The organism is Sphaerisporangium sp. NPDC005289 (assembly GCF_040607455.1).
Classification (GTDB): domain Bacteria; phylum Actinomycetota; class Actinomycetes; order Streptosporangiales; family Streptosporangiaceae; genus Sphaerisporangium; species Sphaerisporangium rhizosphaerae.
Window position 1 is genome coordinate 156,957 of record NZ_JBEXGS010000015.1, and the last position, 15,204, is coordinate 172,160.

Below are 15,204 nucleotides of genomic sequence, written 5' to 3' on the forward strand. Positions count from 1 at the left end.
AACACCCGTAGTCGTCCCGCTTACCGGCCGCGCTTGTGAGCTTGACAAGCCCTGTTGGCCGGTACGGGCGATCGCGCGCGTGTCCGCGTCCGGTCACGCGGGTGGACGATCATAAAGCCACCAGTTCGGTCACCGAGGTGGAGATCTCCACCGACAGCGATCTACGGAGGTCATGTGGACGACGTCATCTCTGGTTCCGCACCCACACGTACGCTCGGCGGATCAGGGCTCTCCGTCTTCCCCGTCGGTCTCGGATGCATGGGCATGTCGCAGGACTACGGGCCGGCCGACGACAACGAATCCCTCGCCACGATCCGGCACGCGATCGATCTGGGCGTGACGCTGATCGACACGTCCATGAGCTACGGCGCGGGTGACAACGAACGCCTCGTCGGCCGGGCCATCGCCGGGCGGCGGGACGAGGTGGTGCTGGCGACGAAGTTCGGCATCCTGCGGGAGGAGCGGGGCGGCCCGGCACGAGTCTCGGCGAGGCCGCAGGACGTCGCCCGATTTTGCGAGGCGTCGCTGTCCAGGCTGAACGTCGAGCATATCGACCTGTACTACCTACACCGCGTGGATCCCGAGGTGCCGATCGAGGAGACCATCGGTGCGATGGCGGAACTGGTCGGCGCGGGAAAGGTACGGCACCTCGGGGTCTCGGAGATCGGGCCGGAGGACCTGAAGAGAGCCGCCGCCACGCACCCGATCACCGCGCTGCAGTACGAATGGTCACTGTGGTGGCGCGACCCCGAGGACGACGTGGTACCCACCGCACGCGAACTCGGCATCGGGCTCGTGCCCTACAGCCCGCTCGGCCGGGGTTTCCTGACCGGTCACGACCTGGCGACGGCGAACCTGACGGCCGCCGACGACCGTCAGCTAGACCCGCGCCTGCAGGGCGACCACCTGGAGCGCAACCGCGCCGCCCTCGCGCAGATGCGTGAGCTCGCGGCGGAGACCGGCGTCACATCCGCGCAGCTCGCGCTCGCCTGGTTGCTGGCCCAGGGTGACGACGTCGTGCCGATTCCCGGTACGCGCAGCCGGAACCGGGTCGCCGAGAACGTCGCGGCGGCGGCGGTGTCGTTGTCGGACAAGGATCTGGCACGTCTGGAAGCCGTGGCGTCCCGGTCCGCGTGGTCCGGAGACCGGCAGACCTTCGCACCGCACCGCACGGTCCGGAGGGCCACCGGAACGACGAACACGGTTGGGGGAACACAGCGTGACAGCCGAAGCAGTGCGAACCGGTGAAGCGCGACCGGTCGCGGAGGACGGGCGGACAGGTCCGGTGTGGTGCCACACGGAGTGGGATCCGCTGGAGGAAGTGATCGTCGGGATCGTCGACGAGGCGCACTTCCCGCCGTGGCACGTCGCGCTTCCACCGGTGTTGCCCGCTGACCAGCACGACACCTTCCGCCGCAACGCGGGCAGGCCATTTCCGCCGGAGGCCGTCGCGGCGGCCGCCAAGGAACTGGAGGAGTTCGTCCACATCCTGGAAAGCGAAGGGGTGACGGTCCGGCGGCCAGAGCCCATTCGCCAGAACGTCCCGTACCGCACTCTCGACTGGTCCAGCACGGGCATGTACGCGGCCATGCCGCGCGACGTCCTGCTGGTGGTCGGCGACGAGATCATCGAATGCCCGACCGCGTGGCGTTCACGCTATTTCGAGACCCTCGCCTACCGGCCACTGCTCAAGGAGTACTTCCGAGGCGGCGCGCGGTGGAGCGCGGGTCCGAAGCCGGAGCTGAAGGACGAGTTGTACGACTCCACCTGGGTCGATCCGGGCGAGGACGGGCCACGGCGGCTGGTGGTGACCGAGTTCGAGCCGACCTTCGACGCGGCGGACTTCACCCGGTGCGGACGCGACATCATCGCCCAGATGAGCAACGTCACCAATGCATTCGGCATCGAATGGCTCGCCAGGCACCTCGGTGACGACTACCGGATCCGCGTCCTGGAGTTCGACGACGCTCACCCGATGCACATCGACGCGACCCTGGTCCCCATGGCGCCCGGCAAGGTGCTGATCAACCCGGAGCGGGTCCGGCGGGTGCCGGACCTGTTCCGGGGCTGGGACGTCATCACCGCGCCGAAACCGATCATCCCGGACTCGCACGTGCTGTACATGACCAGCAAGTGGATCAACATGAACATCCTGATGCTGGACGAGGAACGGGTGGTCGTCGAGCGCCAGGACGAGCCGATGATCTCGCTGCTGAGGAGATACGGTTTCTCGCCGATCCCGTGCGACTTCCGCAATTTCAACAGCTTCGGCGGGTCGTTCCACTGCGCCACGTTAGACGTGCGCCGCCGGGGTGCTCTGCAATCCTACTTTTAGGGGGCCACGTGCGGGTGTGGAAGAACACGCCGAAGGACGCGCTGCTGCTCGGGTTCAGCGTGGCGCAGTTGGCCGTCATGCTGTGGCTGGCCACCACCTGGAACGGGGCGTCGATCCCGTGGAGAGTCGCCTCGACGGCCGGCGTCGCCGTACTGATCTCCTACAACATCATCGTGGTGAGCCACCTGTTCACTCATGTGCCGTGGTTCGTGTCAGCACGGCTGAACGCGGTGGTGTCACTGCTGAATTCCATCAATATCGGACAGTCGGTTCAGGCGTACCACCTTACGCACGTCCGTAACCACCACCGCTTCAACAACGACCGGATAGGAGAGGACGGCACGACGAGAGACCGTTCCTCGACGTACCGCAGCGGAAAGGACGGCGAGCACAGCCCGCTTCTGCGATACGCGGTCAGCGGCGCGCTGGACAGCCTGGTGGGCTGCGGCCGGGAGATCTTCCACGTCCATCGGCTGTGGCGGATCGGCGACGACGAGGAGATCCTGCTGTCCCTCGCCTCCCGCCGCGAACCGCGGCGTGGCCGGGAACTGCTCCAGATACGCGCCGACCGGGCCGCGCACTGTCTGTCCCTCGTCCTGTTCGCCGCCGTCTCGTGGCAGTGGGCCTTGATGTCGTACCTGCCGGCGTTCTTCCTGGCGCTGACGATGGTGAACGTGCAGAACTACTACCGGCACTACGGGGCGGACCCCGGTGACCGGGCGGCGGACTCGGTGAGCCACTACAGCCGCCTGTACAACGCGCTGACGTTCAACGACGGCTACCACCAGGAGCACCATCTCAGCCCGGGCTCCCACTGGTCGCAGTTGCCCGCGGTACGGGAGAGGTTCCGCGCCCGACTCGACGGCAGAACGCGCATCGTCAGCCCAGTGCCCGCGATGCTCGGTTTCCTCCACATCCGCCGTTCGCTGCTGCACCACGGCAGCGCGGGCGGGCCACGTTGATCGCGACCCAGAACGGAGAACCGGTGGAGCACAACGCGACGGTGCCCCGGATCACGGGTGGTGTCCTGCCGGGTGACGGGTTCCGGGTGTACGAGACGGTCCGTGACGTGGACGTCGACGCCGTGCTCGCCGTCCTGAACGGCGATCTGGCCGCCTACCGGGTGCGCGACTTCGTCGCTCCGGAGGACTGTGCGCGGATCACCGGGAACTTCTGGGCCTCCGGCATGCGCACGCCGCGGTACGGCGACGGCGAGGACGGCGTGGAAGGCTACATCGTCGGCGCCTCGCACATCGAGGTGACCACCGACGTGTACCTGACCGAGGCCGCGCGGACCGCGGACGCGGTGGCCGATCTCTACCGGGGAACGGCCGACCCGGTGGCGGGCTTCCGCGACCGGCTCGCCGGACATGGCGTGGTGAAGCGGGTCCGCGCGGCCGGGCACAACGGCCGCGCCGCCGGCGACTCCAAGGCCGTGTGCTGGAACAAGGCCGGCGAGTACCTGCTGATGCCGCACGACGATCTGGCCCAGCTCGGCGATCCGCTCCAGGCCGGTTTCGAGGTCCAGACGGTGCGGCGGGTGATGGCGGTGAACGTCTACCCCTACGTCCCTGAGGGAACGGGTCACATCAAGCTGTGGAACATCGAGCCGGACGACCCCAGCAGGGACCGCCTGGGGTTGACGCACAGTGGTTTCCCCTATCCGCCCGAGCTGCTGGACGACTTCCCCTACCTCGTCATCCCCACCAAGACCGGGGACCTGTGTGTCATCAACGGCAACCTCGTGCACGCGGTCCTCGGCGGATCCGATCCGCACGGCGGCAGGCGTCTGCTGCTGACCTGCTTCACGGGCCTGACCGCGGACGACGAGCTCATCTGGTGGACCTGACCCGCCGAGGAGGCGATGGTGCCCGACCCGACACGACCCGGCGAAGGTGCGGGGGATCCGAGTCGCCAGGAAAGGCTGAAGCAGCTGATCAAGTCTCGACTGCGGGCCACCGGGCAGGACTCGCCACGGCGGCGGAACCCAGGCTCCCCTGTGGCCTCCTATGCCCAGGAACGGCTGTGGCTGACAGAACAGCTGCTCGACGAGCATTCCGCCTACAACGTGCACCACGCGTTCCGCCTGCGCGGGCCGGTGGACGCGGTGGCGCTGGAACACGCGGTCGGCGAAGTGGTCCGGCGGCACGCCGTGCTCCGCACCACCTTCACTGAGCGGGATGGCGAGCTGGAGCCGAGCACGAGAACGGAGTCGTGGCTGGACTTCGAGTACCGCGACCTCACCGGCCACGAAGACGGCGCCGCGGAGCTGTCGCGATCGGTCGAGGCCTCCGCCTTCGGCGTGTTCGACCTGCGGGCCGGACCGCTGGTGCGCGGCCTGCTGGTCCGGGTGGGCCCCGAGGAGTTCGTCTTCGTCTTCGTGGCCCATCACATCGTGGTCGACGGCTGGTCGATGGACATCATCTGGGATGAGCTGTCCCACGCGTATCGCGCGGCGGCCGACGGTGAGGTCCCCGACCTCCCGGAGGTGCCGCTGGAGTACTCGGACTACGCGCTCTGGCAACGGGAGTGGCTGGAGAGCGGAGTCGCCGAGCGGCAGCTGGTGTACTGGCGAGAGCGACTGGCCGGCCTGGTCACGGCCGAGATCCCGGGAGACCGGCCTCGCCCGGTCGTGGGATCCGGCCGGGGCGGCACGGTGGACTTCACGGTGCCGGACACGGTGGCCGAACGGTTGCGAGAGGTGGCGCGCGACCATGGGGCCACGTTGTTCATGGTGATGCTGGCCGGTTGGTACGCGGTGCTGACGCGGTGGTGCGGGTCGACCGACGTGGCCGTGGGCACTCCGATCGCGGGCCGGGGCCGGGCCGAGCTCGAGCGGATGGTGGGGTTCTTCGTCAACACGCTGGTCCTGCGGGTCGACCTGTCCGGCGATCCGCGCTTCGGCGAACTGGTGGAGCGGGTGCGCGACGTGGCCGCGAACGCGTACGCGCATCAAGATGTGCCGTTCGAGCGGCTGGTGGAACGGCTGGCCCCGCGCCGCGAACCGGGCCGTACGCCCTTCTTCCAGGTGATGGTCTCGGTGGAGGACGGCGAGCCGGGCGTTCCGCGGCTGCCGGGCGTGGCGGTGAGCCCGATGCCGCTGGGCGTCGGCACGGCCAAGTTCGACCTCGGCGTCGCCCTGCGCGTCGACGGCGCCCGGATCACCGGCACCGTCAACTACTCCACCGACATGTTCGACCGCGAGACCGCTCAGCTCCTGGCCGCGCAGTACGAAACGTTGCTCACGTCGGCCGCCGCGTCCCCTGAGGCGCCGTTGAGCGCCCTCGATCTTCTCTCCGACGAGGGTCGCGACCAGCTGATCGAGCTCGGCACCGGTCCGCGGGCCGTCGAGACGCCGCCGTATCTGCACGAGGTCATCGCGGCACAGGCCCGCCGTACCGGTGAGTCCGTGGCCGTGGTCTGGGACGGCGGCGAGCTGACGTATCGCGAGCTGGATCGCCGGATCGAAGCCGTGCGCGGGTCGCTGGGCGAGTGCGGAATCGGGCCGGAGTCCGTCGTCGGCATCCTGATGGAACGATCGCCCGCGACCATCGTCTCGATGGTCGCGGTCCTGGCCGCTGGCGGCGCGTTCCTCCTCATCGACCCGGCGTATCCGGTCAACCGGACAGAACGCATCCTGACGCTGTCCGGGGCAGAGGCCGTGGTGGTCCGCGGCGGCGTCCGGGCCGACGGGATACCCGCCTCCGCGCAGGTGATCGACTTCGACGCGGCGGCGGCGCGGCCCGCCGATCCCGCCACGCGGACGGCGGCGCACCGGGCCGCGGATCCCGACACCCTGGCCTACCTCGCTTTCACCTCCGGCTCGACCGGCGAACCCAAGGGCGTGATGATCACCCACCGGGGCCTGTCCGGCATGATGCTGGACGTCCGCGACCGGCTGGAGCTGACCCCGCGGGACACGATGGGCGCCATCGCGTCCCAGGCGTCCGATGTGGTGATCGTGGAACTGCTGGCCCCCCTGACCTGCGGCGCACGGGTGGCCGTGCTGCCCCGCGAGGTCGCCGCGGACGGCGACCGGTTCGCGGCGGCGATCGACCGGTACCGGGTCACGGTCACGCACGCCTCGCCCACCACCTCCTCGCTGCTCCCCGAGGAGTGGAGCTCCGCCGACCTGCGCATCTCCTCCGGTGGTGCGACGCTGTCCGGCGATCTGGCCCGGCGGCTCATGCCGCGGGTGCACACGCTGTGGAACGCCTACGGCCCGGCCGAGGCCACCGTCTACACGACGATGCACACGGTGAAGGACGCCGCCCCCGGCCTGCGGGTACCCATCGGCCGTCCGATCCGGGGGGCCACGGTGCGGGTCCTGAACGACCACGGCCGGTTGGCGCCCATGGGCGTGCAGGGCGAGCTCGTCATCGGTGGGTCGGGCGTCGCGCGGGGGTATGTCGGCAGGCCGGGTCTCACCGCCGAACGGTTCGTGCCCGACCCCTACGGGCCGCCCGGATCACGGGCGTACCGCACCGGTGACCTCGCCTCCTGGTCGGCCGACGGGTCGCTGATGTACGGCGGCAGGCAGGACCACCAGGTCCAGCTCCATGGATACCGGATCGAGCTCGGGGAGATCGAGGCCGCCATGTCCGCACATCCCGCCGTCGCCCACGCGATGGCGGCGGTGCGCGGCGAGGAGCGCAATCCCGAGCTGACCGGTTACGTGGTGTGGCGGCCGGACTCGCGCGCGACCTGGTCGGAACTGCGCGCCCACCTGCGGGTGACGCTGCCCGACCACATGGTTCCCACCGTGTTCGCGACACTGGAGCGTCTCCCGATGACGCCGACCGGCAAGGTGGACCGGGCGGCGCTTCCCGGCGTCGTGCGCAACCGGTCCGAGCGAGCCTACGTCGCGCCCCGCGAGGACCTCGCGAAATTGGTCGCGGGCGTGTGGGAACGGGAGCTCGGGGTCGACCAGGTGGGGCTCCAGGACGACTTCTTCGAGCTGGGCGGGCACTCCCTGCGGGCGGCCAAGGTGGTGTCGAGGCTCCGGCAGGCGCTGCGGATCGAGCTGACGGTGCGAACGCTCTTCGAGTTCCCGGTGCTGGCTGGATTCGCCGACGCCGTCAAGCGCGCCGGCCGGGAAGCACAGCCGGAGATCCCCAGACGCCCGGACGACGCCCCGGCCGGGCTCTCCGCATTCCAGCAGCGGCTGTGGTTCCTCTACAACCTGGACCCCGACCGCCGCGACTACAACAGCTATGTCGCGGTGCGGCTGTCCGGAGCGCTCGACGCGCAGGCCCTCGCCGACTCGTTGTCGTACCTGGTCACCCGTCACGAGATGCTCCGGTCACGCATCCACGGCCGGGACGACAACCCGGCTCTGGTCACCCTGCCACCGGGCTCCTTCCGAACCGAGGTGGCCGACCTGACCGCGGTCGCCCCCGATCGGCGGGAGGCGGAGCTGTCGCGGCTGGTCGACGGCTGCGCTTTCGAGGTGTTCGACCTGCGGGCCGGGCCACCAGCGCGGAGTCTCCTGGTACGTGTGGGCCCCGAGGACTTCGTCTTCGTCTTCGCGGCGCACCACATGGCGGTCGACGCCTGGTCGCTGGAGATCCTCTGGGACGAGCTGTCGCGGGTGTACGGGGTCGTGGCCGGTGGCGGGGTGGCGGATCTGGCCGCCGTGCCGTTGCGGTACTCGGACTTCGCGTACTGGCAGCGGAACTGGCTGAACGGCGCCGCCGCCGAACGGCAGTCGGCGTACTGGCGGGAGCGGCTGGCCGGCCTGGTCGCGCCCGAGATCCCGGCAGACCGGCCTCGCCCGCTCATGCATTCCGGCCGGGGCGGCACTGTGAACTTCTCCGTGCCGGACGACGTGACCGCACGACTGCGCGAGGTGGCCCGCGACTGCGGGGCGACGATGTCCATGGTGACGCTGGCCGGTTGGTGTGAGGTGCTGGCCCGGGAGTGCGGGACGACCGACGTGGCCGTGGGCACCGCGGTCGCGGGCCGCGGCCGCGCGGAGCTCGAGCGGATCGTCGGGTTCTTCGTCAACACGGTGGTGCTGCGGATGGACCTGTCCGGCGATCCCGATTTCACGGAACTGGTCAGGCGGGCACGGGACACGACGCTGGACGCGTACGCCAACCAAGACATCCCGTTCGAGCGGCTGGTCGAGCGGCTCGCTCCACGGCGAGAACCGGGTCGCACGCCCTTCTTCCAGGTGATGTTCTCCACCGAGGAGGGCGGACCGGGCCTTCCGCAATTGCCCGGCGTGACGGCAAGCCCCCTGCCGCTGGGCGAAGAGCCCGCCAAGTTCGACCTGTCCGTCGGCGTCCGGATCGACGACGGCCGGATCGCGGGCACCATCACCTACTCCGCCGACCTGTTCGATGACCGAACCGTGCGGCGACTCGCCGACCACTACACGACGTTGCTCACGGCGGTGGCCGCGGCGCCCGGCAAGCCGCTGAGCGCTTTCCTCGGCACTCCGGCACCTTCTTCCGCAGACCCGAGGTGATCAGAATGGAGAGCAGTCATGGCAGAGCCGGACGGACCGCCGATCGAGGCCGATTCCGCTGTGATCGCCCGGGCCAACAGCACACGCGTCGACTTCCCTGACGCCGACTCGCCCCTCCACGCGCTCTTCTCCTCGTGGGCCGACCGGGCACCGGAGTCCCCCGCGATCGTCCACCCCGGCGGGGAGCTGACCTACCGCGAGGTGGCCGGCCAGGCCGACGCCCTGGCCGGCACGCTCGTCGCACGCGGGGTGCACCCCGGCGACATCGTCGCCATCGTCCTTCGCAAGGGCTGGGAGCAGGTGGTCGCGGCGCTGGCCACGCTGCGCGCAGGCGCCGTCTTCGTGCCCGTCGACCCGGATTTCCCGCAGGCACGCATCACCCATCTGCTCCGGCACGCGGAAGCGCGCTGCGTGATCACCCGCACGGACGTGGACGAACACCTGGACTGGCCGGAGGACATCCGGCGCGTACGCGTCGACGAACGGCACGCGGCCGGGAGTCCGGTGCCGGCCACCGTCACGGCGCCCGACGACCTGGCGTACATCATCTACACCTCCGGATCGACCGGTGCGCCGAAAGGCGTGATGATCACGCACCGGGGCGCGGTGAACACCATTCTCGACATCAACTCCCGGTTCGGGGTCCGTCCCGGCGACCGGGTGATCGCGGTGTCCTCCTTCACCTTCGACCTGGCCGTCTACGACATCTTCGGCACTCTGGGTGCCGGCGCGACCATCGTCTTCCCGCCGCACACCGCGATGCCGGACGCGGCGGTCTGGCTGGACACGGTCAGCAGGTACGGCGTGACCGTCTGGAACTCCGTGCCAGCGTTGATGGGCATGGTGGCGGAACTGGCGCAGAGCCGGAGCGACGGCGCGGCGGCGCTGTCGACCTTGCGCCTGGTGCTGCTGAGCGGCGACTGGCTGCCGCTGTCGCTGCCCGACCGGATCCGGGCGCTGGCCCCGGACGCGCGGGTGGTGAGCGCGGGCGGCGCGACCGAAGGATCGATCTGGTCCATCCTTCATCCGATCGACGAGGTGTCGCCGGACTGGCGCAGCATCCCGTACGGAAAACCGATGGCCAACCAGAGCTTCCACATCCTGGACCCCGACGGCAGACCCTGCCCGATCGGTGAGGAGGGCGAGCTCCACATCGGCGGCACCGGAGTGAGCGCCGGGTACTGGCGCGATCCGGACCGTACGGCGGCGAGCTTCGTCACCGATCCCCGCACCGGCGAAACCCTCTACCGGACCGGGGACCTCGGCCGCTACCTGCCCGATGGGAACATCGAGTTCCTCGGGCGCAAGGACTTCCAGGTCAAGGTCCAGGGCTTCCGGATCGAACCGGGCGAGGTGGAGTTCGCGCTTCGCGGGCATCCGGATGTGAAGGACGCCGTCGCGGTGGCCCGCCCCGACCCCGCGGGCGACCGCCGCCTTTTCGCCTACGTGACCACCGAGGCGGAGGATCTCGAGGGGGACCACCTGCGGGAGTTCCTCCGGGAGAGGCTGCCGCGCTACATGGTCCCGGACGTGGTGTCCGTCCTGACCTCCCTGCCGCTCACCGCCAACGGCAAGGTCGACCGTGCCGCACTTCCCGAACCGGCGCGCCGGCCGGATCACCACGGCGGCCACAGGGCGCCGGAGTCGCCCGTCGAGAGCGTCCTGGTGGGCCTATGGGAGGAGATCCTCGGCGTGCCCGTTCCCGGTACCGAGACCAACTTCTTCGACTCGGGCGGGAACTCGCTGAGTGCCATGCGGCTCACCGTCGCGGTCCAGGCCGTGCTCGGCGTGGAGGTGGCGATCACGCAGGTGCTCAGGGCGCCGACCATCCGGGCGTTCTGTTCCGCGCTCGCCGAGGACGAGCCCGCGTGGCGGAAGGCCGTCGCGACGGCGGAACAACTGCTGATGGAGGCTTCGGCGCCCGGCGACACCGCCGCATGGACATGACCAGGGGAGACACCGTGCGAGAAGGGCCCGGCGCCGCCTCCGACGCTGCGTGGACCGGCGGCATACCCGCACGGATCAGGGCGTGGGCGACGCGTGCGCCCGCCGCGCCCGCCGTCCTGTACGACGGCGGTTCGTGGACGTACCGGCGGCTCGATGAGACCGTGGACCGCATCACGCGTCGTCTCCGACGGCACGGCGCCGGCCCCGGCACGTTCGTCCCGGTCCGGTTGGACCGCTCTCCCTGGCTCGTCGCGACGATGCTGGCGGTGTGGCGGTCGGGCGCGGCCGTCGTGCCACTCGGCTCCGACCAGCCACTCGACCGGCTGCGGCGCATGCTGGCGGTCGATCCGCCGCCTCTGGGAGTGACCGATCGCCGGCACGAGGAGCTTCCCGGGGCGACGACCTGGCTCGACCTCGCCGCCGTGTCGTCCGCGCAGGACGATCCCGCCGTCGGCGACCCGCCGTCGATCCGGCCGGACGACCTCGCCTACGTCTACTTCACCTCCGGTTCCAGCGGAACCCCCAAGGGAATCGTCGGCACCCACGGCGGCGTGCTGAACTATTTCGACGACCTGCGCGGTGAGCGGTACATAAACGCCGACGACCTGGTGGTCCAGCTTGCCGCTGTCTCCTTCGACGCGTCGCTGCGCGACATGTTCTTCCCGCTCACGGTGGGCGCTCGCACCGTGATCACGCCGCAGGGCGGCCGGGACGCCGCCGCGGCGTTGCGGGTGATCGTGGACGCCGGTGTGACCGCCGTCCTGGCGGTCGTGCCCTCGGTGGCGCGCGAACTCGTCCGGGAGGCGGACAGGCTGAGCATCACCGTCCCAGGGGTCCGGGTGATCCTGCTCAGCGGAGAGACGCTGCACCGGGCGGACGTCGCCGCGATGCGGCGCGTCTTCGTGAACGCGAGGGTCGTCAACATGTACGGGCCGAGCGAGTGCACCATGACGGCCACCACGTACGAGATACCCGCGGAGACGAACGGCACGGACGTGCCGATCGGGCGGCCGATCACCGGTGTGTCCGTTCACCTGCTCGACCGGTCGCTGCACCCGGTTCCGGACGGCCGGGCCGGGGAGGTGTTCATCGGCGGAGCGGGGCTGACACAGGGGTACTGGCATCGCCCCGGCGTCACCGCGGAACGCTTCGTGCCGAACCCCTTCGGCCGTCCGGGCGATCGGATGTACCGCACGGGCGACATGGCACGGGCCGGCGCGGACGGGGTCCTGGAATTCCTCGGCCGGGCCGACGACCAGGTCAAGATTCGCGGCCAGCGCGTGGAGCTCGGCGAGGTCGAGGCCGCCCTGTCCGCCCTGCCCGCGGTCAGGGAGGCGGCGTGCCGGGCATGGGACGCCGCGCTCGTGGCCTACGTGGCGTGGTCGGACACGGCCACTCCGCCGGCCATCGGCGATCTGCGGGCCAGCCTGGCCGGCACGCTGCCGGACCACGCGATCCCCACGACGTTCGTGCCGATGGACGCCCTGCCCCGCAACCGAACCGGCAAGATCGATCGCCGGGCCCTGCCCGAACCCGCGGCGGAACGCTCCGCGCTGCTCGGCGCGCCCGCCGCGGCGAGCGATCCGCTTGAGGAGGCACTGGTCGCGGTCTGGGCCGAGACGCTGGAGGCGACCGTGGTGGGCGTCCACGACAGCTTCTTCGACCTCGGGGGGCACTCGCTGCTCGCCATGCGCCTGGCCGCCCGGATCTCCGACGTGCTGGGCACCGAGATACCCCTGCGGACGGTGTTCGACGCGCCGACCGTGGCGGCCATGGCCGGACTCGTCAGGCGGACGACCGGCGACCGCGCCAGCGAGATCGCGTCCGCCCGGCCCGCGTCCGCGCCGCCGCCGGACGGCGGCCTGCGGCTTTCGCCGTCCCAGTCGCGCATCTGGCACGTCGACCGCCACCTCGCCCCCGGCAACGCCTGCTACAACGTGACAGGCCTCTTCCGCATGCGTGGCGACCTGGATATCGGCTCGCTCCGCGACGCCGTCACCGAGATCGTCCGCCGTCACGACTCGCTCCGCACGGTGTTCTGCGAGCCGGACGGCGAACCGGTGGTCCGCCCACACCCGCCCGCGCCGGTCGCCCTGCCCGTCGATGATCTCGGTTCCGAGCCGCCCGGCGCGTTGGACGACCGCGTTCGCGCCGTGGTGCGACGCGGCTTCGACCTCGTGAACGGACCGCTGTGGCGGACCGGTCTGATCCGCCTGTCCCGTCAGGAGCACGTCTTCTTCCTGGTAGCGCACCACATCGTGTTCGACGGTCACTCGATGGGGAACTTCCGCCGGGAGCTGACCGCGTTGTACCGGGCGTTCTCCTCCGGGCTGCCGTCGCCGCTGGCGCCCGTGCCGCTGCAGTACCCGGACTTCGCGACCTGGCAGCGCGCGCGGCTCGAAGCGGGGACGTGGGACTCCGACATCGCCTACTGGCGCGCCCGGCCGGCCGAAGCGGTTCCGCTGATCGACCTGCCGGACGGGTACCCCTTCACCGACGACCACTACCGACGTCGCCGGCACCACGCGAACCCGCTGGGCGGGCGGCGAACCCAGGACCTGCAGCGGCTGGCGGCCCGCACTCGGGCGACGCCGTCCATGGTGCTGATGGCCGTGTTCCAGGCCGCGTTGTCCCTCGCGTTCGGCCGAGAGAGGTTCCACGTGGCGACACCGGTCGCCAACCGTGCTCGTCCCGAACGCAAGGACATGATCGGCTTCGTGGCGAACACGCTGCTGCTGCGCGCCGACGTCACGGCGGATCCGACGCCGGCCGAACTGCTGACGCGGGTCCGGGCCGGTTTGCTCGACGGTCTCGCGCACGCCGAGCCGCCACTGGAGAGTGTGTGCGACGGCCTGGCGGAATCCGCCTCGGACGTCCACCTCGCACAGGCGATGTTCAACCTGCAGGAGGCACCCAACGACGACGGCGAGATCCCCGGGCTCACGATCACCCCGGTCGATCCGCCCGACGCCTGGTCGCGGTACCCGATCGCGCTGTTCGTCACCCAGCGCCCCTCGGACATAGGCCTGCACCTCGTGTACGACAGCGTGCTGTTCGATACGGAATGGGGAGAGTCGACCATGCGGATGATCGACCGGCTGCTCGACGCCGCGCTCGACGGCGACGGCGCCGACGTGCCGATCTCCCGGCTCGCGAAGCACCTGTGATGGACACCGCCCCAGACGCGTCCGAGGTGCGTGTCACGGAACCGGGCAGGTACCCGCTGTTCGCGGTGCTGACCGCCCACGGCGTCTCACTCGCCGGCAACTCGATGACCTATCTCGCGGTGCCGTGGTTCGTGCTCGACACGACGGGAAGCGCCACGCGGACGGGTCTCGCGGCGGCGGCGTCGTTCCTGCCGATCCTGCTGTCCCTGACGTTCGGCGGTGTCCTGGTCGACCGCATCGGTTACCGCCGGGCGAGCGTCATCGCCGACCTCTTCGGCGCGGCGATGGTGGCTCTGATCCCGGTCCTGCACTTCGCGGGTGCGCTGACGTTCCCGGTGCTGCTCGTCCTGGTCCTCCTCGGGGCCGCTTTCGACGTGCCGGGCAACGCCGCACGCGAGGCGTTGCTGCCCGCTCTGGCGCAACGGTCCGGCATGAGCGTCGAACGGGCGTCGAGCGCGCTGGAGGTGGTCGAACGCGGGGCGCGAATGGCCGGCGCTCCGCTGGCCGGTGTCCTGATAGCGCTGATCGGCCCGGTCAACGTGCTGCTGGTGGACGCGGGGACGTTCGTACTGGCGGCGCTGATCGTCGCCGTGTCCAGAGCGCCGCGGTCCGCGCCCGAGGCCGAGGCCGCCGGCGAGCCCTATCTCGCGGGCCTGGCGCAGGGGTTCGCCTTCCTGTGGCGGGATCGGCTGCTGCGCGCGATCGCGTTGCTCCTGGCCACGACGAACATGCTCGACGTGGCCTACGTCAGTGTGGTGCTCCCGGTGTACGGCGATCGGGTGCTCTCGGGCGCGGGAGCGATCGGCCTGCTCATCGGCACCTCGGCGGTGGCCGGAGTCGCCGGTGGCATCGTCTTCGGCGCGGTGGCCCATCGGCTGCCTCGCAGGCCGCTTTTCACCGTGGTCTTCCTGCTGGTCGGGTTGCCCCGCTGTCTCGTGCTCGCCGTGGAACCCTCCCTACCGTTGATCTTCACGGTGGTCGCGGCGACCGGGTTCTGTGCCGGAATGATCAATCCGATCCTGCGCACCGCGCAGTACCACCGGATTCCGGAGGGCATGCGCGCCCGGGGGCTGGGCGCGATTTCCGCCGTGGCCTTCGCGACGGTTCCCCTCGGCCCGATCGTCGGAGGCGGACTCATCTCCTCCGCGGGTCTGACCGCGACCCTCCTCGTCTTCGCCTGCGTCTACGCGGCGGCGGCCTCCAGCCTCATGCTCTTCGGTGTGTGGCGGGAGATCGGCACGGCGCCGGGCGGGGCACGAACGCGCCCGCGGGAGAAGGGGTGA

8 protein-coding genes are annotated in these 15,204 nt (G+C 70.5%); all 8 read left to right on the forward strand.

Annotated elements, in window-relative coordinates:
- Positions 1-174: 174 nt before the first annotated feature.
- The 8 genes from ABZT47_RS25490 (at position 175) to ABZT47_RS25525 (ending at position 15,204) form a co-directional block, all read left to right on the forward strand.
- The gene (locus ABZT47_RS25490) at positions 175-1,248 is read left to right on the forward strand and encodes an aldo/keto reductase (RefSeq protein ID WP_354846868.1); all 1,074 of its coding nucleotides are present in this window, start codon (positions 175-177) and stop codon (positions 1,246-1,248) included.
- Between the two features lie 73 nt (positions 1,249-1,321).
- Positions 1,322-2,335 carry a glycine amidinotransferase gene (locus ABZT47_RS25495; protein ID WP_354846871.1) on the forward strand — a complete coding sequence of 338 codons (1,014 nt, stop codon included), beginning with the start codon at positions 1,322-1,324 and terminating at the stop codon, positions 2,333-2,335.
- Positions 2,336-2,343: 8 nt separating this feature from the next.
- Positions 2,344-3,297, forward strand: coding sequence for a fatty acid desaturase (locus ABZT47_RS25500; RefSeq protein ID WP_354846874.1), 954 nt, complete (start codon positions 2,344-2,346; stop codon positions 3,295-3,297).
- 23 nt (positions 3,298-3,320) lie between these two features.
- Positions 3,321-4,184, forward strand: coding sequence for a hypothetical protein (locus ABZT47_RS25505; protein ID WP_354846877.1), 864 nt, complete (start codon positions 3,321-3,323; stop codon positions 4,182-4,184).
- A gap of 150 nt (positions 4,185-4,334) precedes the next feature.
- Entirely contained in the window at positions 4,335-8,807 is a 4,473-nt protein-coding gene (locus tag ABZT47_RS25510; RefSeq protein ID WP_354846880.1) for an amino acid adenylation domain-containing protein, read from the forward strand.
- An 18-nt stretch (positions 8,808-8,825) separates the two neighbouring features.
- A complete protein-coding gene (locus tag ABZT47_RS25515; RefSeq protein ID WP_354846883.1) occupies positions 8,826-10,754 on the forward strand; it encodes an amino acid adenylation domain-containing protein in 1,929 nt (642 codons plus the stop codon).
- Between the two features lie 14 nt (positions 10,755-10,768).
- Positions 10,769-13,921, forward strand: coding sequence for an amino acid adenylation domain-containing protein (locus tag ABZT47_RS25520; RefSeq protein WP_354846886.1), 3,153 nt, complete (start codon positions 10,769-10,771; stop codon positions 13,919-13,921).
- A complete protein-coding gene (locus ABZT47_RS25525; RefSeq protein ID WP_354846889.1) occupies positions 13,921-15,204 on the forward strand; it encodes an MFS transporter in 1,284 nt (427 codons plus the stop codon). Before ABZT47_RS25520 ends, ABZT47_RS25525 begins: the two co-directional genes overlap by 1 nt.